This is a genomic window from Mesorhizobium prunaredense, from assembly GCF_900156895.1.
Lineage (GTDB): Bacteria > Pseudomonadota > Alphaproteobacteria > Rhizobiales > Rhizobiaceae > Mesorhizobium > Mesorhizobium prunaredense.
The window spans coordinates 323,390-340,824 of the sequence record NZ_FTPD01000034.1; the positions used below are offsets into that span (position 1 = coordinate 323,390).

17 protein-coding genes are annotated in these 17,435 nt (G+C 63.2%); 5 read left to right on the top strand and 12 right to left on the bottom strand.

What is annotated here, in order from left to right; translation table 11 throughout:
- Positions 1–160: 160 nt before the first annotated feature.
- The 3 genes from BQ8794_RS23235 to BQ8794_RS23245 form a co-directional block, all read right to left on the bottom strand.
- Complete coding sequence (locus BQ8794_RS23235; RefSeq protein ID WP_077380961.1) at positions 161–760, bottom strand: DUF1236 domain-containing protein; 600 nt, start codon at positions 758–760, stop codon at positions 161–163.
- A gap of 63 nt (positions 761–823) precedes the next feature.
- Positions 824–1,915 (bottom strand): zinc-binding metallopeptidase family protein, encoded by a 1,092-nt coding sequence (locus tag BQ8794_RS23240; protein ID WP_077380962.1) that lies wholly within the window; start codon positions 1,913–1,915, stop codon positions 824–826.
- A gap of 115 nt (positions 1,916–2,030) precedes the next feature.
- Positions 2,031–3,278, bottom strand: a complete 1,248-nt coding sequence (locus BQ8794_RS23245) for a flavin monoamine oxidase family protein (RefSeq protein ID WP_077380963.1) — start codon at positions 3,276–3,278, stop codon at positions 2,031–2,033.
- A gap of 258 nt (positions 3,279–3,536) precedes the next feature.
- Between BQ8794_RS23245 and BQ8794_RS23250 the strand changes: the two genes are divergently transcribed.
- On the top strand, positions 3,537–4,331 hold the full coding sequence (locus BQ8794_RS23250; RefSeq protein WP_077381027.1) for a lytic murein transglycosylase: 795 nt from the start codon (positions 3,537–3,539) through the stop codon (positions 4,329–4,331).
- A gap of 121 nt (positions 4,332–4,452) precedes the next feature.
- Here the strand turns inward: BQ8794_RS23250 and BQ8794_RS23255 are convergent, their stop codons facing one another.
- The gene (locus tag BQ8794_RS23255; protein WP_077380964.1) at positions 4,453–5,382 is read right to left on the bottom strand and encodes a hypothetical protein; all 930 of its coding nucleotides are present in this window, start codon (positions 5,380–5,382) and stop codon (positions 4,453–4,455) included.
- A gap of 61 nt (positions 5,383–5,443) precedes the next feature.
- A complete protein-coding gene (gene leuD / locus BQ8794_RS23260) occupies positions 5,444–6,049 on the bottom strand; it encodes a 3-isopropylmalate dehydratase small subunit (RefSeq protein ID WP_077380965.1) in 606 nt (201 codons plus the stop codon).
- Between the two features lie 153 nt (positions 6,050–6,202).
- On the opposite strand from leuD, the gene BQ8794_RS23265 reads away from it, so the two are divergent.
- Positions 6,203–6,628 (top strand): GNAT family N-acetyltransferase, encoded by a 426-nt coding sequence (locus BQ8794_RS23265; protein WP_077380966.1) that lies wholly within the window; start codon positions 6,203–6,205, stop codon positions 6,626–6,628.
- Positions 6,629–6,823: 195 nt separating this feature from the next.
- On the opposite strand, the gene BQ8794_RS23270 is transcribed toward BQ8794_RS23265, so the two are convergent.
- The 4 genes from BQ8794_RS23270 to BQ8794_RS23285 are packed head-to-tail and all read right to left on the bottom strand — an operon-like array spanning position 6,824 to position 11,840.
- Entirely contained in the window at positions 6,824–7,990 is a 1,167-nt protein-coding gene (locus BQ8794_RS23270) for an NAD(P)/FAD-dependent oxidoreductase (protein WP_077381029.1), read from the bottom strand.
- Positions 7,991–8,028: 38 nt separating this feature from the next.
- Complete coding sequence (locus BQ8794_RS23275) at positions 8,029–9,525, bottom strand: ATP-binding protein (protein WP_167378814.1); 1,497 nt, start codon at positions 9,523–9,525, stop codon at positions 8,029–8,031.
- Positions 9,526–9,584: 59 nt separating this feature from the next.
- The gene (locus tag BQ8794_RS23280) at positions 9,585–10,280 is read right to left on the bottom strand and encodes a response regulator transcription factor (RefSeq protein WP_077381030.1); all 696 of its coding nucleotides are present in this window, start codon (positions 10,278–10,280) and stop codon (positions 9,585–9,587) included.
- A gap of 3 nt (positions 10,281–10,283) precedes the next feature.
- Positions 10,284–11,840, bottom strand: coding sequence for a DUF4153 domain-containing protein (locus BQ8794_RS23285; RefSeq protein WP_077380967.1), 1,557 nt, complete (start codon positions 11,838–11,840; stop codon positions 10,284–10,286).
- 562 nt (positions 11,841–12,402) lie between these two features.
- Here BQ8794_RS23285 and BQ8794_RS23290 point away from each other — a divergent pair.
- A complete protein-coding gene (locus BQ8794_RS23290; protein ID WP_167378810.1) occupies positions 12,403–13,284 on the top strand; it encodes an HpcH/HpaI aldolase/citrate lyase family protein in 882 nt (293 codons plus the stop codon).
- A 26-nt stretch (positions 13,285–13,310) separates the two neighbouring features.
- Positions 13,311–13,517, top strand: coding sequence for a DUF1737 domain-containing protein (locus BQ8794_RS23295; protein ID WP_077380968.1), 207 nt, complete (start codon positions 13,311–13,313; stop codon positions 13,515–13,517).
- Positions 13,518–13,770: 253 nt separating this feature from the next.
- On the opposite strand, the gene BQ8794_RS23305 is transcribed toward BQ8794_RS23295, so the two are convergent.
- The 3 genes from BQ8794_RS23305 to BQ8794_RS23315 form a co-directional block, all read right to left on the bottom strand.
- Positions 13,771–14,193 (bottom strand): metallopeptidase family protein, encoded by a 423-nt coding sequence (locus tag BQ8794_RS23305; protein WP_023802719.1) that lies wholly within the window; start codon positions 14,191–14,193, stop codon positions 13,771–13,773.
- Between the two features lie 235 nt (positions 14,194–14,428).
- A complete protein-coding gene (locus BQ8794_RS23310; protein WP_077380969.1) occupies positions 14,429–15,031 on the bottom strand; it encodes a hypothetical protein in 603 nt (200 codons plus the stop codon).
- A 551-nt stretch (positions 15,032–15,582) separates the two neighbouring features.
- Positions 15,583–16,542, bottom strand: coding sequence for an IS1595 family transposase (locus BQ8794_RS23315; RefSeq protein WP_077380970.1), 960 nt, complete (start codon positions 16,540–16,542; stop codon positions 15,583–15,585).
- 168 nt (positions 16,543–16,710) lie between these two features.
- Between BQ8794_RS23315 and BQ8794_RS23320 the strand changes: the two genes are divergently transcribed.
- Positions 16,711–17,435, top strand: a 725-nt coding sequence (locus BQ8794_RS23320) for an ImuA family protein (protein WP_077381032.1), incomplete at its 3' end; no start/stop codon positions are given.

The window sequence follows — 17,435 nt, forward strand, 5'->3', positions numbered from 1 at the left end:
CTAGCCGCCAGCATTGCAAGAAAGGCCACTTCTCCCCGTCACTATACGGGGAGAAGGGCGCGGCAGGGCGATGAGGGGCAGCGCCGACTTCGACCATTGGCGGTCTCCAACGATCCTGGATTCCGTGATTCGTCTAAAGCGATTGCCCTGTTCGGCACCGTCAGCGCTCGACGTACATGATGCGTCGGGTGCCGGGGTCGACCAGTGCCGGCTGACCGTTCACATAGACATAGCGGTAGTCATAGTCCGGAATCTCGCGCAACTCGACGGTGTCGGGCAAGGTCGCGCCGGTAACCACCTCGCCCTCGAGATAGACCGGGTCGACCCGGTTGGTCTCGATATAGGTGCGGATTTCGGCCGGCGGCCGCCTGATCGGCTCGATCGGCTCGCCAGCGACGATCGCTCCGGTATAGATGTCGGGATCGTCGACATCGGCGGGCGCTTCGACGATGGTAATGTCTGCGTCGGCCGGGCGCCGGGTCAGGACGACCTCGTTGCCGCCGAAATCGGCCGTCACATAGTCGGAATAGATCCAGCCCTGGCCATTGGCCTCGGCTATGGTGCACCATTTGCTGTTTTGGATGCAGCCATCGAGCGTTGCCGACTGGCCGGCGGCGAGCACGCCGATGACCGGGTATTGCGGGCCTGGGCCGGCGCGAATGTTGAGATCGGCGACCGCCGAGACGGCGGTATCGGCCAAGGCTGTGCCGGACATGGCGACAAGCGCTCCGGCGACAGCAGGAAACAGTATGCGCTTCATGGTTTCGCTCCGTTTTGATGGTCCCTCGCGAACGAAAACGAAACAGGACTTCATGCGTTCCGGCTAAAACGCCTCGGCCGGCTCACGTTTTGTTCCGGATTCTTTCACGACAGTCAGCAGCTCATGGACGAAGGCCAGCTTCTGTGCCGTCAGCTCCGAGATGACGAAGGGATAGAGGTCGGGCAGGCCCATGCAGCGGTTGATCGAGTTGGACGCTTCCGAAAGCACCAGCCAGCGGGCCAAGATCTTCTCGAACGGTTCGGGAACGGCGGCAGGTTCCGACGGCGCCGGTTGCAGCTCGCCGCCGGTGTCGCCCCGCGACAGGTCGTTGGCCTCCACGGTTTCCAGCCGGCCGAGCGGGAAATTCAGCGCATGCACCATCTCCAGCGTATCGGTGATGTGCAGATGGTGCGCCCATGTCTCGGCCCAGTCCTCCCAGGGATGGGACGTGGCATAGGCGGAAATATGGTCCTGCTGCCAGTCGGGCGGCGCGCCATTGGCATGGTAGGCCTTCAGCGCCTGCTCGTAATCGGCGCGCTCGTCGCCGAACAATGTGCGGAAGGCGGCAAGCCGTTGCGGGTCGTCGCGGATCAGGCGGTCCCAGTAATAGTGGCCGAGCTCATGGCGGAAATGGCCGAGCAACGTACGATAGTTCTCGCCCATCTCGACGCGCCGTCTTTCGCGCTCGGCCGAGTCCGCCTCGGCGACATTGAGTGTGATCAGGCCGTTGTCATGGCCGGTCAGGATGCGCGCGCCACCCGGACCGCCGATCGGATCGGCGAGAAAGTCGAAGGCGAGGCCGGCCTCGTCGCCGGCGCTCCGCTTGGGCGCGACCGGCAGTCCGGCGGCGAGCAGCGAATAGATTGCCCGCTTCTTTGCCGCTTCGACGCGGATCCAGCGACGGCGGTTGCCATCGACCGAAAGGTCCGGGATCAGCTGGTTCAGCGCGCAGGCGTGGCAGAAGGCATGGCCAGGTTCCGCCATCCAGTTGCAGGCGCACTCGTCGGCATTGGTGCACTGGAAAACGCCGCCGGCGCCAGACAGCACGAAACGCGCATGCCCGGGATCGTAGAGCACGGGGCTGGCGCAGTTCAGGCACTGGGCGTTCTCGAAATAGAGGCGGTGGCCGCAATGCGGACAATCGAAGAGCTTCATCCCAATCTCAAATCACCAGGTCTCAAATCACCAAGTCTCAAATTATGAGGCCCGGATATAGTGCGCAGCGGCATATCGCCCAAACGCCTGTCGGCGGCCGGCGTTCCTGCCGTTGCTATTTTGCCGCCAGCTGCGCGGCGACCGTTCTCGCCACCGCCTCGCCCGACAGCCTGGCGCCGCCGCAGGTCTGCATCAGCGGACCGGCCAGATGCTCGCCGGCGAAGAAGATTTTTTCCGCCACCGGCTGCATCAGCGTGGCGCGCGCCTGCGAACGGCCAGGTCGGGCCGCCGCATAGGCGCCGCGCACGAACCGCTCGCCGCCCCAATTGGTCATCATGGCGCGCCCGACATGTTTTCTAACGTCACCGCCGAAGATGGCGCACAGCCGGTCGATGACGAAGTCGACGCCTGCCGCCTCGCCCGCCGCCGACATCTCCCAGGCGAAATCGCCGCCGACGAAGCCGACCATCAGATCGAGGTCGAAGGGAAAGCAAAGGAAGTAGATATCGTGCCTGGCCAGCCGCTCGATCAGCAGGTCGTCGAACGGCTCAAGCCCGAGCCTTGTGCCTGTGATTTCGACCGGCAGCTTGGTCAGCATGCCCATCGGCAGGTCGAAAAAGGCAGCGAAATGCCTGTCGGGCAGCGCCGGCGCGAATTCGATCTCCTCGAAGGCGAGCACCGCCGGCGAGGCGGTGACGATGGCCGCCTTGGCGCGGATGGTGCCGCGATCGGTGACGCAGGCGACGCCGGGCACGTCCCAGAGGATTTTCCGCACCGGCGTCGACAGCTCGACCGGCACGTCTGCGCCGAAACGGGCGACCAGCGCGCCGAACCCCTCCTTGGTGAAGTAGTTCGGATCGAGATCGGCGGCGGCCTGAAAGTCGCGGATCGATATCTCGTCCTCGTCGGCGCCAAAGTCCATCGGCCCGGCGAAGGTGGCGGCCGCGCGCGGCGCATGGCCCTTGGAGAGCAGGGCCGAAAGACGGTCGTCGTCACCAATCTTGACCTCATGCGCCGCCAGCAGCTCGAACAGCCTGATATCGGCCGCCTTCATCGCGGCCTCTTCGTCCTCGCTCGCCTTTCGGTTGCGATAATAGAGATGGTCGATATTCATGTCGTGATGATGAAGCGTCCAGCGGGCAGCTTGCGCCTCGGGAAAGTAGGGATTTCGGTCGGCCGCGTGCAGCCAGGCGCAGCCGATGTCGAAAGGAACGCCGAAATGCTGATCGCTGGTCCAGGCGCGGCCGCCGATACGGTTCATCGCTTCGACCAGCTTGAAGGAAAGGCCGGCCGCACGCAGGGTCTTGGCGGCGGAAAGTCCCGCCGAGCCGGCACCGATGACCACGACGTCAACGTCTTCCATGAATATTCCAGCCCCCGCCACAATAATTACTTGATCGTAAGCAAGTTGTCCGGCATTCGCCAGCGCTGCGGCGAGGATGCGTAAACGAGTTCTTAGCGTATCGGCCTCGAAAGTCGGTGCCGATTCTCGGAAAGCACGATGCGCAGATTGTAAGTGTCGGAGCGTACTGCATCCAGGCGGACGCACGTCGCTCCAACGGTGACAAGCGGGCGTTTCGCTGGCAAATTGGTATTCGATCCAGGCAACCAGGAGAGCAACATGGCATTTTTTGCCAAGGCAAAGATTTTCGCAGCGGCGGCATCGATGATGCTTGCGGCGGCAACAGCGGCACAGGCCGCCCAATGCGGCAATACGGGCGCGGGCTTCGAAGCGTGGAAGGCGGAGTTCGCGCAGGAAGCAAGGGCCAATGGTGTAGGCTCGAAGGGTCTGGCCGCTCTGGCCAGCGCCACCTACGCAAAGAGGACGATCGCCGCCGACCGCGCCGTCCACAAGGCTTTCGGCGGCTCGGTGGAAGCTTTCATGAAGCGCCGTGGCGCGTCCACGATCATTTCCAAGGGCCGTTCGCTGAAGAAGTCGAACGCAGCGCTGTTCGACAAGATCGAACGGACCTACGGCGTGTCGCCGGGTGTGTTGCTCGCCATCTGGGGGATGGAGACCGGCTTCGGTTCCTTCCTGGGCAAGCAGAATACGGTCTCTGCCATTGTAACGCTTGCCTATGATTGCCGCCGCCCGGAGTTCTTCTACCCGCATGCTGTTGCGGCCCTGAAGCTGGTTGATCGCGGCGCGTTGAGCGCCTCGTCGGTCGGCGCCATGCATGGCGAGATTGGCCATACGCAGTTCCTGCCCGGAAATGTCTTGAAATACGGGGTCGGCAACAAAAATCTGCGCGACAAGGGCACTGCGTTGGCTTCCACTGCCAACTTCCTCAGGGGTCATGGTTGGCAGGCCGGCGCGAGTTCTGAGGCGAATATGGGCGCAATTGCCGGCTGGAATTCCGCGAGCGTCTATCAACAGGCCATCGCCCGCATCGCCACGTCGATCGACGGCGAGTGATACAAGTCTCTATTCGACAAAAAAGCCCGGCCATGCGCCGGGCTTTTTTGTCGATGAAGGTCACGACTGCCGCCGCTTCGGCCCCGCCTCGGGAACGAAGGCACGAAGCAGAGAAGCTAATTCAATTCGGCGAGCCTAGCGCCTTGTCCATCGCTTCCCTGACCTCGGCGGGCCACGTGTTCACAGCCGGCCACGCGTCCGGCTCGGGCTTGTCGCCGCGGCGGGCGAAATAGAGCTTGTGGTTGGCCGGATCGATCGCCATGAAACCGTCATCGCCGCCGCAATCATGCGGCATGCAGCCGCTGGCGTAGAAGACGCCTGAGGTGGTCTTCTCGGTGCCGCCGCCGACCAGCAGGCTGGTCGCCATGTCGGGCATCTCCTTGCCGAGCAGCGTCGCGGCTTGCCTGGAGATGGCCTCGTTATGGAAGGCATCGACGATGCTGTCGTATTGCGTCGGGTCGACATCTTTCCAGCCGGTACCCGGCTCCGGCATGTAGGTGAGATTGCCCAAGGTCGACAACCCGCCGGTCGGCGACCATTGCAGCGCCGGCTTCGATTCGCCTGGCAAGAGATTAGGCACGAAATAGATGGCGCTGTCGGATAACGCGGCCGGCGGTGCGCCGCATTCATCCTGCTCGACCGTAGTGCTCTGGATGGTGCCGCCTTCCGGCTTCCACACGATCACCTTGGCCGGACCGCATTGATTGCCGCCGTCGCCGACATCGACCAGCGCCACCGTGACGCCGCCGACCTCGACAATTTTGTCGAAGAAGACATCGTAATTGCGCGCCAGCTGCTTGCCATCATAGGCCAGCACCTTCTCGCCATAGTCTTCCTGCTGGGTGATGGTCAGCTGCCCATTCTCGAACGGGACCGGTGCTTGGCTGTCATCCTCGGCCAGGGCCGCATTGCTCGACGCGCCCAGGTCGGCGGCCCCGTCGGACGCATCGTCAGCCGGCACGAGCACCATGTCGGTCTGTGCATGCGCGCCAGCCACCGGCATCAGAATCCACGCCAGCGCGCAGGCGCCGGCAAGCAGCGAACGTGTCATGCCTGCCCCTCAATTCAGCCGCCACGAACCCGGCCTGTCGCGGCCGGGGTCATCGTACCGTTCAGGCCCAGGGCCGCAGCTCGGCGTTCTTCTTCTCGAACGAGGCGATGGCGTCGGCCTTCTCCATGGTCAGGCCGATATCGTCGAGCCCGTTCAAGAGGCAGTGCCGCTTGAAGTCGTCGAGGTCGAACTTGACCACGCCGCCGTCCGGCCCGCGGATTTCCTTGGCTTCGAGGTCGACCGACAGCGTTGCGTTGGAGCCGCGCGAGGCGTCGTCCATCAGCTTGTCCAGATCCTCCGGGCTGACGGTGATCGGCAGGATGCCGTTCTTGAAGCAGTTGTTGTAGAAAATGTCGGCGAACGAGGTCGAGATGACGCAGCGTATGCCGAAATCGAGCAGCGCCCATGGCGCATGCTCGCGCGACGAGCCGCAGCCGAAATTGTCGCCGGCGACCAGAATCTGCGCCTTGCGATAGGCCGGCTTGTTGAGCACGAAGTCGGGGTTTTCCGAGCCGTCGTCCTTGTAGCGCATTTCGGCAAACAGTCCGCTGCCGAGCCCGGTGCGCTTGATCGTCTTGAGATAATCCTTGGGAATGATCATGTCGGTGTCGACATTGACGATCGGCATCGGCGCGGCAACGCCGGTGAGCTTGGTGAATTTTTCCATAGGTCTTGCCCGTCTTCTTTTCGCTGCGGGGATGTGTTGGCGCCCGGTTTACACAAAGCTGCAGGCAAATAAAAGGCGGCTGTTTTCGGCCGGCTTTGGCCCCGAAGCACGGACCGCTTCAAAGTTGCCGCCCTATGGTGCACCTTGGCAGGCATGACGACACGTCCCAAAGTCCTCTACGCCAGCGAACCGGCCCTCGACGCAGCCGAGTTCCGCCGCGTGCTGGTGGAATCCGGCCTCGGTGTCACCCGGCCTGTCGATGACGACCTGCGCCTGAAGGCGATGCTTGCCAATGCCGATCTGGTGTTGACGGCGCGCCTCGATGCGCCTGGCCGGCCGCTGATTGGCCTCGCCCGCGGCATCACCGACTTCTCGTGGGTGTGCTATATTTCCGAGCTCGCCGTTTGCAAATCGGCGCAAGGGCTCGGCATCGGCAAGGGCCTGCTCGACGAAGCGCGGCGGCAGCTCGGGCCATCCGTCGCCATGTCACTGATTTCCGTGCCCGACGCCGTCGGCTTCTACGAACGGATCGGCATGACGCGCATGGCGGACGCGTTCTGGTTTGGCCGCGAGCGCTGACGCGTTGCCTGTCGCGATCCTTCGCGCCCCCTCTGTCCTGCCGGACATCTCCCCCACACGGGGGGAGATTAGCAGTTTCAGCGCCCCGCTCGCCCCTGCGACGAACGAGGTTTGCGAAAACGGTGGTGACAGCCAATCTCCACACTCGTGGGGGAGATGGCCGGCAGGCCAGAGGGGGGCGCTGTCCCGCCAGCTTCAGATCACATTCAACTCCCTGAAAGCCCGCCCCTCAGCGACACGCTCATACCCAAACGCCGAGCAGTCCACCGTGCGGTAGCCGCCATGCACAATCAGCTCGGCCAGTGCCTTGCCGACTGCCGGCGCCTGCTGCAGACCGTGGCCGGAAAAACCGTTGGCGAAGAGGAAATTTTCCACTTGCGGATGCGGGCCGATCACCGCGTTCTGGTCGAGCGTGTTGTAATCGTAATGGCCGGCCCAGGCGCGCGTTGGCTTGATCGCCTCAAAGGCGGGAATGCGGGTCGCCAGCACCGGCCAGATCACCTCTTCGAACAGCGGCCAGTCGGGCTCGAAATCGCTCGCGTCGGCGGGGCCGTCGCCCTCTTCCGGTTCGGCCCCGCCGGTGATGTAGACTGAGCCTTCCGGCCTGACATAGATGCCTGAGGGATCGACCAGCAGCGGCATGTCGTCATATTTCTCGCGCGCCTCGAAGATGAAGACATTGCGCTTGCGCGGTTCCACCGGCAGCACCAGTCCGGCCATCGCCGAAACCTTGCCGGCATTCGGCCCGGCGGCGTTGACGACGATACCGGCGTCGAGCCTTTCGCCATTGTCGAGGCCGACGCCGGTGACGCGGTCGCCCTGCCGTTCGATGCCGGTCACATCGGCGGTGATGAAATCGATGTTTTTGTCGCGCAGCGCCTTGCGGAACAGCATCAGCATGGCATGCGCGTCGAACCAGCCCTCGCCGCTGCGGCCATAGGCGCCGGCGATGATGCCCTCGGCCGACAGCCATGCAAACCGGCGGACGAGCGCCTCCGCATCCTCAAGCACGATGTCGGCGCCCTCGGCCATCTGCGTCTCGTGATTGGCCTTGAGGATCGGCAGTCCGTTCTCGCCGGCAAGGATGAGATAGCCGCCTTCGCGAAAGCCGATGTCGGCATCGGCTCCGAACTCTTCCGTCAGCCGCCGGAACAGTTTCAGCGTGAACTGCGACAGCCGGATGTTTTCTGGGATGGAAAACTGCTGGCGGATCGAAGCGCAGGACAGCGTCGTCGCCGCATGGGCGAACTGCGGGTCGCGCTCGACCAGCGCGATCGAGCCCGAAAACCCTTCCTCGCGCAGATAATAGGCGATCGAGGAGCCGACGATGGCTCCGCCAACGATGATGATGTCGTAGCGCACTTTCTTTTCGCCTTTCCGGTTCGAACCGCCTGTGTCGATCACGCGGCCGGCAGGATGATCTCGAAGCGCGTGCCGCGCTCGGAGTCAACCAGGCGGATCGTGCCATCATGCGCTTTCAGGAGGGCCAGAACGATGCCGAGGCCGATGCCGGTGCCGCCGCAATCGCGGCGCGTGGTGAAGAATGGCTCGAAAATGCGCGCCCGGTTGCTCGGCGAAATGCCGGCGCCGTCGTCGCTCACCTGGATCGTCGCCTTGCCACCCGCGCTCGCCGCCGTGATCGAGACCAGCGTCGCGCCATGCCGTGCCGAATTGTCGATGAGATTGGCCAGCACGATCGCTGCGTTCTCGGCCGAGATGCGCAGGCCGGTCTCGCCGCCCGCCTCGACACGAAGCGCCAGCCTGTCCCCGGTCGGCAACAGCGCCAGGGCCGCACTGAGCGATGTGGTTTCGCCGCTGGGCGCAAGATTTTCGGCGCGCGCCAGGTCGAGCAGACGGCGCACCAGCAAATTGAGCCGCCCGGCGTCGGTGACGATATTGTCTGAAAACCGCCGCCGCTCGGCCTCGTCCATCGCGTTACCCGAATCGCGCAGCAGTTCGGCCGCCCCCTGGATCGCCGTCAGCGGCGATTTGAGCTCGTGCGAGACATGAGTGGCGAAGGTTTGGATGCTGTCGGAGCGCGCATGCAGCTTTTCGGCCATGTCGAGGAAAGCGTCGGAAAGCGCTGCCATCTCGCGCGTGCCGTGATGGTCGAGCGGCCTGATCGCTGCGCGATCACCTGCGGCGATGCGTTTCGTGCGCTCCATCAGCGCGTAGATCGGCCGGCTGACGGTGCGCAGGAAGATCAGGCCGATGAGCAGCGTGCCGCCGAGGATGGCGATCGCCGCCAGCACCACCTTGCCGCGCTCGCCATAAAGATGCTTGACGATGTTGTTCGGCGTCCGCGACAGATAGACGACGCCGGCGACCTTGCCGTCGACGGCGACCGGCATGGCGACGAAGACGCGGACTCTCGTGCCGCGGCTGACCGAATAGAGCGACGGTGGCGGCTCGTCTGATATCCTCTGCCGGAGCGCACTGGCGTAGCGGCCGGCAAGTGCTGCGCGAACCTCACCGACGGCGCCGAGCGACAGGCCGACCTCTTCGCGTCCGGCGATGACGACGCCTTTGGGGTCGAGCAGCCGAAAGCCGGCAAGCGTGGTCTTCTGCGTCTCGGCAAGAATGCCCGACAGCCGCGCCCCGATCGCCGTGAAGGCGGGATCGACGGTGGCGGCCGTCGCCGCAGGCCGGGTCGCCAGGACCCTGTCGGACGCAAGGTCAAGGCTTGGCTCGATCGGCCGGTAGGGAGAGTCCGGGTTGTCTCTCGCGGCCGGCACGGTCGCGCCGAGCCTTTCAGCCGGGATGCCGGCGTCGCGGACCTCTTGCGCATGGATGGCGGCAAGGGCGGCACCTTGCGCGATCAGCTCGGCCTCGGTCTGGCGGATCAGCTGGTTCTCGTAGAGCCTGAAGAAGAACAGGCCGACCAGCGGCAGCGCCATCACCATGGTTAGGATGGCAACAACGACCGTGGCGAGGCGCGGCCGCCATTTATGCGCGGTCACGCGCCGCACCGGCCGAGCCGGAAGCCGACGCCATGCACGGTCTCGATCGCATCCGTGCAGCCGGCCGCCGCCAGCTTGGCGCGGATGTTGCGGATATGGCTGTCGACGGTGCGGTCGGCGACATGGATGTTGCCGGCATAGGCATTGGCCATCACCATGTCGCGCCCAAGCACATGCGCCGGGCGCGCCAGAAACCCTTTCAGGATGGCGAATTCGATCGAGGTCAGCACCAGCGGTCTGCCGTCGAAGCTGGCGGCGTGGCTGGCCGGCAGCAAAGCCAGTCTGCCATGCGAGAATTGCCTGTCGTCGGCCGGTTCCGCCTTTGCCGGGCGGGCACGCCGCAGGATGACGTTGACGCGGGCGACCAGCTCGCGCGGGCTGAACGGCTTGGTGACATAGTCGTCGCCACCCATTTCGAGCCCCAGGATGCGGTCGATTTCTTCATCACGCGCCGACAGGAACAGCACCGGCACATCGGATGTGTGCCGCAGCCGCCGGCAGACCTCCAGCCCGTCCATCTCCGGCATGCCGATGTCGAGCACGACAAGGTCGGGCGCGCGGCGCTCGATCGCCTGCAAGGCGGCGGCGCCGTCGGCTACCGCAACCGTTTTCATGCCGGCCTTTTCGAGCGCGAAGCAGATGATCTCGCGGATGTGCGGATCGTCGTCGGCGATCAGGATGTGATGCGGCATCAATCAGCGGCCCGGCACGAAGGGTTCGGAGCCCTGAGGAACCACGAACGGGATAGACGTGTCGAGAGTGCGAAGAAGCCGCAAGTCGCGAAAGCTCCAGGCGCGCCAGTTTTCCTGGGCCGCGCGGTAGCGGGCCTCGTCGCGCCCAAGCAAACGGGCGAGTTCGCGGTAGGGGGAAACCCTGGCCGCATTGGTCCTGGCCTGCTGCTCGAGAAAGCGATCGAGCGCCGGCCGGGCGCTGGGACCGAGCGAGCGCAGATACCAGAAATCGAGCTCGCTGCCGTGGCCGGTCATTTCGAATGAGTGCTCGACATTGTAGTTGGCGATCAGGGCGGCAAAGTTGATGAACGAGCAGGCATAAAGCGTCGCCGATAGCGTCAGAAGATTGGCGGAAAGCAGCCATTCATTGGATTTTCCGAGCGCGATGCGGGCGATGATCAGGGCGAGGCCTGCCGCCACCAGCCCCATCCAGACGAAGGCTGCGACGCGCCAGTAGGTCAGCGCATAGATGCCGACATAGAGTTCGAGCCGCAGGATCGACGAGATGACCAGCACGATGTTCTGCGCCACCCAGACATAGACCAGCCGGCGGATGAACCGATCGCCGGAAGTGGCACTTCCCGGCCTAAGCGCCGCCAGCACGAAACCGGCGGCGAGCAGCGCCGTGACGATCAATGGATAGGCGCCACGATGCGCATAGGCGGCATAGGTCAGCCCGTCGGGCAGGGCGATGCCGCCCCACAGATAGGTGGCGTCGAGCACGGTCTGCATCGCGAACAGGATGTTGAAGACCAGCAGCGCGCGAAGAATGGCGGCCTTGCCGAAGATGATGTCCTCGATCGCCCTGGCGGGTTTTGTCGTCGTCGTCACCCCGCTGACAGTGACAGGTGACACCCGACGCGCAATGCGGCGCAAAAAGCGCGGCAGGCGCGGGCGCAGAAAGGCCCAGACGCCGGCAACCACGACCAGCCAGAAGGCCAGCCGCGGCAGCTGGATGAGGTCGAGCAGTGCGAGGAGGTCGATCAGCGACAGCCAGTATTCGATAACCGGATTGGCGGCGCCGAACAGCACCAGAAACACAGCGCCCAGGGTCAGCGGCATGATCCAGACGGCGATCGCCGCGAAGCGGATGCGCCGCCGGCCAAGCCGCCGTGCCGCCTTGCGCCAGCGGAAAAAATCGTGGACGAACCGAAACGGCGCTGCGATCAGGAAGAGCGCGACCTGGCCGGCAATGCGGGCAAACCCGCGCCGCAGCCGCCCGACCAGCGAAAGCGCAAAGACGGCCAGCGCCGCAAGCCCGATCGCGACGGACAGCGCACTGACATTTTCAAGGAGCGGCAGCAGCCCGACAAGCAGGGCAACGGGTTTGAACCAGGCCCGGCCGGCGCTGAGCGCCGACGGCTGGATTGCCGCGGCTGCGGCTGCCAGCGTGAGGCTGAACAGGAAAAGCGTGATGCCGACCGGCTGCCCATAGAAGAAGAAATCGGCCAGCGCGGCAAGCAGGACGGCAACGCCAAAGCGCGCGCAAGTGCCCGGCGCGGCGGTAAGCAACGATGTCATGATCGGATTTTCTCAGCGGCTTTGATCCGGCCGGGGGGCGGAGATTTGCGGGTGAAGGGGAAGAGGGCCGCCGAACGCGTCCGCGGCGGATCGATGAGCCAGCAACCGTCATTGCGGAGGGGCAGGGACCAACGGGTTTTTTCGCGCTGTTGCATGCCGCCTGTATCGCCGGCCGAAATGCAGGCAGCGAGGCGGGTCCGAGGAGATTTTCCGCAATCTCGTGTAGTTTTTGTGCAGAGCAATCGCTTCAGGTTTGAATCCGCCCGTCACCCCTTTCCGGGCGCTTGCGCTGCCCCTCACCTGCCTGCCGGCATCTCCCCGTATAGTGACGGGGAGAGGAGTGCTCTCATCGCCGGTTTCGCCAATTGCCAGCATTGCAAGAATGGCGCCGAGGCTGCGCCAGCCCCTTCTCCCCGTCGCTATACGGGGAGAAGTGCCCGGCAGGGCGATGAGGGGCGGCGCCAACTTCGACGATTGGCTTGCATCCAATGCAAGCTACGACTGCCCGAAGCGATTGCCCTGTGTGCTTGCTTCGATCGCCTCCAGGCGGCATAGATCAGGCATGACCGAAACCTGCCGCCCGCGCCGCTCGGTGCTCTACGTCCCGGCCTCGAACGACAAGGCGCTGGCCAAGATCTCGTCGCTGGCCTGCGATGCCGTCATCATCGATCTTGAAGATGCCGTGGCCCCGGCCGACAAGGTTTTTGCGCGCGAAAAACTGGCTGATATTTTCGCTCACCGCGCAAACCTGCGCTGCGAAATGGTCGTGCGCATCAACCCGCTCTCCAGCGAATGGGGCGCCAAGGACTTGCTGGCGGCGGCACGCTGCGAGCCCGACGCCATCCTGCTGCCCAAGGTCGACACGCCGCGCGACGTTCTGGAAGCCGGCGACGTCCTCGACGACACTTTCGCCCCCGACGAGGTAAAGCTATGGGCGATGATCGAGACGCCCAAGGCGCTGCTCAACATCGGCCCGATTGCCGAGCTTGGCCGCGATCCGGCCTCGCGGCTGGTCTGTTTCGTTGCCGGAACGAACGACCTGGTCAAGGACACCGGCATTCTCGCCACGCCCGACCGGCGCTATCTCACGCCATGGCTGATGCAGATGGTGCTCGCCGCGCGCGCCGGCGGCCTCGACCTGCTCGACGGTGTCTTCAACGATTTTCGCGATCTGGACGCTTTTGCGCGCGAATGCACGGAAGCAGCCGCCATGGGGTTTGACGGCAAGTCGCTGATCCACCCGGCCCAGATCGATGCCGCGAACCGCGCCTTTGCACCATCTGCCGAAGCGGTGGCCGAGGCGCGCGCGGTGAAGGAGGCCTTCGCGCTTGCCGAAAATGCCGGCAGGCAGGTCATTGCGCTGAACGGAAAAATGCTCGAACGGCTGCATCTGGCGCAGGCCGAGAAACTGCTGGCGAAGGCGGCCGCCAGCGGCGGGGCATAATCGACAACTCACCACAGGAATGAAAAATGAAACTCTACCGCTTTCTGTCCGGCCCGGACGATTCCAGCTTCTGCCACAAGGTGACGGCAGCGCTGAACAAGGGCTGGCACCTGTTCGGCTCGCCGACCTATTCCTACGACAAGCAGACCAAGACCATGCGCTGCGGCCAGGCCGTGGTGAAGGATGTCGAGGGCCAGGAATACGGGCCCAGCACCAAGCTCAGCGATTGGTAGACATCGCGTCGAGCATAAAACACTTCCAGATGTCGGCGGGCCAGCGCCCCCCTCTGTCCTGCCGGACATCTCCCCCACTTGGGGGGAGATTGGCGGTGTCACTGTTGGCGTTTTCTTTGCAACGTTGGAGAATGGCGAAAGCCTAGAATGACGGCCGATCTCCCCCCTTGTGGGGAGATGTCCGGCAGGACAGAGGGGGGCGCGAAGGAATGAGACGCTGCTTCTTGACTGCGTGCAGGTCTCAGGCAGCCCTTTACTCGGCTGCCTCTTCGATCCGCTCCATATCATCGTCCGACAGGCCGAAATGATGGCCGATCTCGTGGATCAGCACGTGGGTGACGATGTCGCCCAGCGTCTCCTCGTTCTCGGCCCAGTAGTCGAGGATGGCGCGGCGGTAGAGCGTGACGCGGTTCGGCCCCTCGCCGGTCTGCGGATTCCAGCGCTCGGCGATGCCGCGCCCCTCAAACAGGCCGAGCAGGTCGAAAGGCGTTTCCAGCGACAGGTCGTCCATGATCTCGTCGGTCGGGAATTCGGCGATCTGGATGACGATCTCGCCGGTCAGCTTGCGAAACTCCTCCGGCAGATGGGCGTAAGCTTCCAGCGCCAGGAACTCCATTTCCTCCATCGACGGCGAAAGCTCGTCGTGCCAGGTACGGGTCTTGTAGATGCGGGCCATGCTTTGTCCTTCTGATCCCGGCATATAGGCTTTCGCGCCGGACTCGGCAATTGGCCGGGTTGCCGTCCACGCGCCGCAGGAATAAATTCCTAATTATATACTTGAGAAAGTACGGGAATATGTCCTATGATCCGGGCCGACAGGCCGGCACTGAAATGACTGAGGAAATTGCGATCACGCCCGAGATGATCGATGCGGGGGTATCTGAGCTTTCGCGATGGGTCTCCCCGGAGGACTATCGAGCCGACCCCCGCGATTTGGCGATCTGGGTGTACTCAGTGATGGCAAAGTGCGCGCCCAGCTGAGCTAGTTCCATAGATGGGAATTCCCATTTGATTTGACGCTCCCCATCTAACCAGTCGAGATATTGGATGATTGCCCCGGCGTAACGCTCAAGAGCCCGAATTGAGCGGGTCAATGCATAGATCTCTTCGGAGCTTACGTCCGTATAAGTGCCGATTTCGACGTGTAGCTTGTGCGGGCTTTTGCGGTAGCGCGTCACATTGGATGTGCGCACATACGAATGGACCCCGTCCGTAATTGGATCGTGGATAAGCCGATTTCGGGCAGATCGGATTTCGCCATCGATCATGTCAACCAGGATTGGGATATGGTCGCTGTGGCGCTCCCAGTGGTTAGCGACTGCATGCCCCTTGCAGACTTGGAGGGCGCCGCGAAAATCCAGCTCGTTTCGGATGAGTTCGTAAGCCGACAATTCAACGCTAGACATGGTATAGAAAAGAATGACGAAGCATGCCTCTTCAAGATGCGCCCATGCGATGCACATATCTCCGAGAGCGTGCTTGATTTTGTCCAACTCGTGTTCGTGAATAGCCATGCCAGATAGCGCCAAAAAAACAGATGATCAAAAATTCAACGAGACCTTGAAGCGGATGCTCAAGACCCCGCCGAAGCCTCATCCTAAGCCGAAAGACGAAAATAAATCCCCCAAATCAGAACAGAACGGGGACGAAACGGTTTGCAAATAGTGGCCAAATCAGACACGATTCAGCTTCTAAAAAAAGACCCCGCCGAAGCGGGGCCAGTTGGCACTTGGGAGGTTTCCGCCCTAGTAAGACGGATAGCTCCTGCAATGCTCGCGGACGAACTCTAGTCGTCCAAAACGTACACGCACGTAGAAGGTGACGTGTACGGCCTTCGGCCATGAACATGTGACCATGTTCGTGTCCTCCGCCGGGATGGTCCCCGGATAACCGGAACGCGGGATTGCGCCCCGCTCTCAAAGGGCGCGTTCCGTGGCCGGTCTGGAGTTAGACCGAATCAAATATTAGTCGATTCGAATGCGCGCGACGACTCCAACAAGCAGCCATTCCCGGTTTTCACAGGGACTTCTTCTTTCGCCTTCGAAGTAGCTTGCGGGCTTTTTGCTTAAGCGTTCGGGGTTTCACCAATCCGCCGATAGGTAAGGCGCTTGCCTTCGATCTTCGCAAGCAACTGGTCATGACGTTCCGTATCCGAAACGTTCAAGGCGGTGCGGCGGTTATAGCGGAAATCAAACTCTGCAAGATAGCGGTGAAGATGGGCTTCGCCGCAATGCTGATACGTTCCGACCATGCCGCGCTTGAAGACTGAGAACACGCTTTCGATGGTGTTGGTGTGGACGTCGCCGCGAGCGTACTCGTTGGCCGAATGCTTCACGGTGTCATGCTTGGCGAACTCGCGACCAGTGACAGGATAGATGGCGCTTTCGTCGGTGTAGAGCGTCGATTTGCGGTCGGCATTGCGAACCAGAACGTCGCGCACTTCCACCTTGCTCGCGTGCTGAACGTGGAACATGCGGGCCTTGCCGCCGCGCTCGACCAGACCGACGATCGCATTCTTCATGGGCTTCTTGCGCTTAAGGTAGGGACGCCCACGACGCTCGGGCGAAACGTAACCATCTTCGCGGCGTCCATAATATGTTTCGTCGGCTTCGACGGTCTTGCCTTCGCCGCCAAGCGGGCCGGATGACTTCACGTCTTCGCTCATCGCCTCGCGAATGCGGTGCGCCATGAACCAAGCGGTCTTGTAGGTGACGCCGAGCATACGGTGCAGCTGATGAGCGCTCATGCCCTTCTTGGACGAAGCCATGAGGAACGTCGCAAGAAGCCACTTGTTCAGGGCGATCTTGGAGCGCTCGAACACGGTGCCGACAGTGACGGTGAACTGCTCGCGGCATTCCATGCAGTTGTACAGGCCGGGACGGTGCGCCTTGCCGACCATCTTGGTAATGCGCTCGGGATTGGCATTGCCGCAATGCGGGCAGTTAGGACCATGCGGCCAACGCTGCGCCTCAAGGTGGACGCGGGCTGCATCGGCGTCTTGGAAGATCGGGCTATCGAGGCGCATTTGGCTAACTCCTTGGATTCATTTATCGTCCAAGGGTCGTGCTTTGTCAAGTATATAATTAGGAATAAATTCCCCATGACTGCGCCCATGACTCCGCTTGACTCTTCGGGCGGCCTCTGGAATCTATTGGAACATAACAGGAACAATTGTGAGTGGAAGCTGACAGTCATGGCGACAAGCGCCGTGGCGCGGGAGACTGTTTTTGCCCTGCGCCGCCAGATCGCGAAGATCGAGGGAACGCTGCCCGAGCGCCTGCAGGCGCCGGCCGGCGCTCCCGTTGATGCGCCCCGGAATCCAACAGCTGATGTCACGCCCCAGGATCCAACAGCGGACATCCCGCCCAAAAATCTGACAATTGTCCGCCGCGGCCTCGCCGTGGCGCCGCCCGATGCGTTTCTGCGCACCGGCGCCGAAGGTCTCGATACCGCGCTCAGCGGCGGCCTGCCGAAGGCGGCGCTGAGCGAGATCCATGGCGCCGCGACCCGCGATGCCGGAGCCGTCGCCGGCTTCGCCCTGTCGCTTGTCAGCCTGATCCTCAAACAGGGGCCGCGACTGCCGGTTCTGTGGATCGGCACCGCGGAAATCTTCCGCGAGGCCGGCTTCCCCTATGCCGCAGGGCTTCATCGCCTTTTCGGCATCGAGCCGGAGCAATTGCTGTTTTCCGAGGCGCCAAGGCTCCTCGACGCGTTGTGGACCGCCGAGGAGGCCGCCCGGATGACGGCGCTCGCCGCCGTCATCCTCGAAATCCGCGGCAGTCCGCAGCGGCTGGACCTCACCGCGACGCGGCGGCTGCACGCCCGGGCACAGAGCGCCGGCCGGCCGGTGTTTTTGCTGCGCCAGGCCGGCGCTCTGTGCCCGGGCGTGCAGCCGCCGCGTCGCGGTGAGGTCCAGCC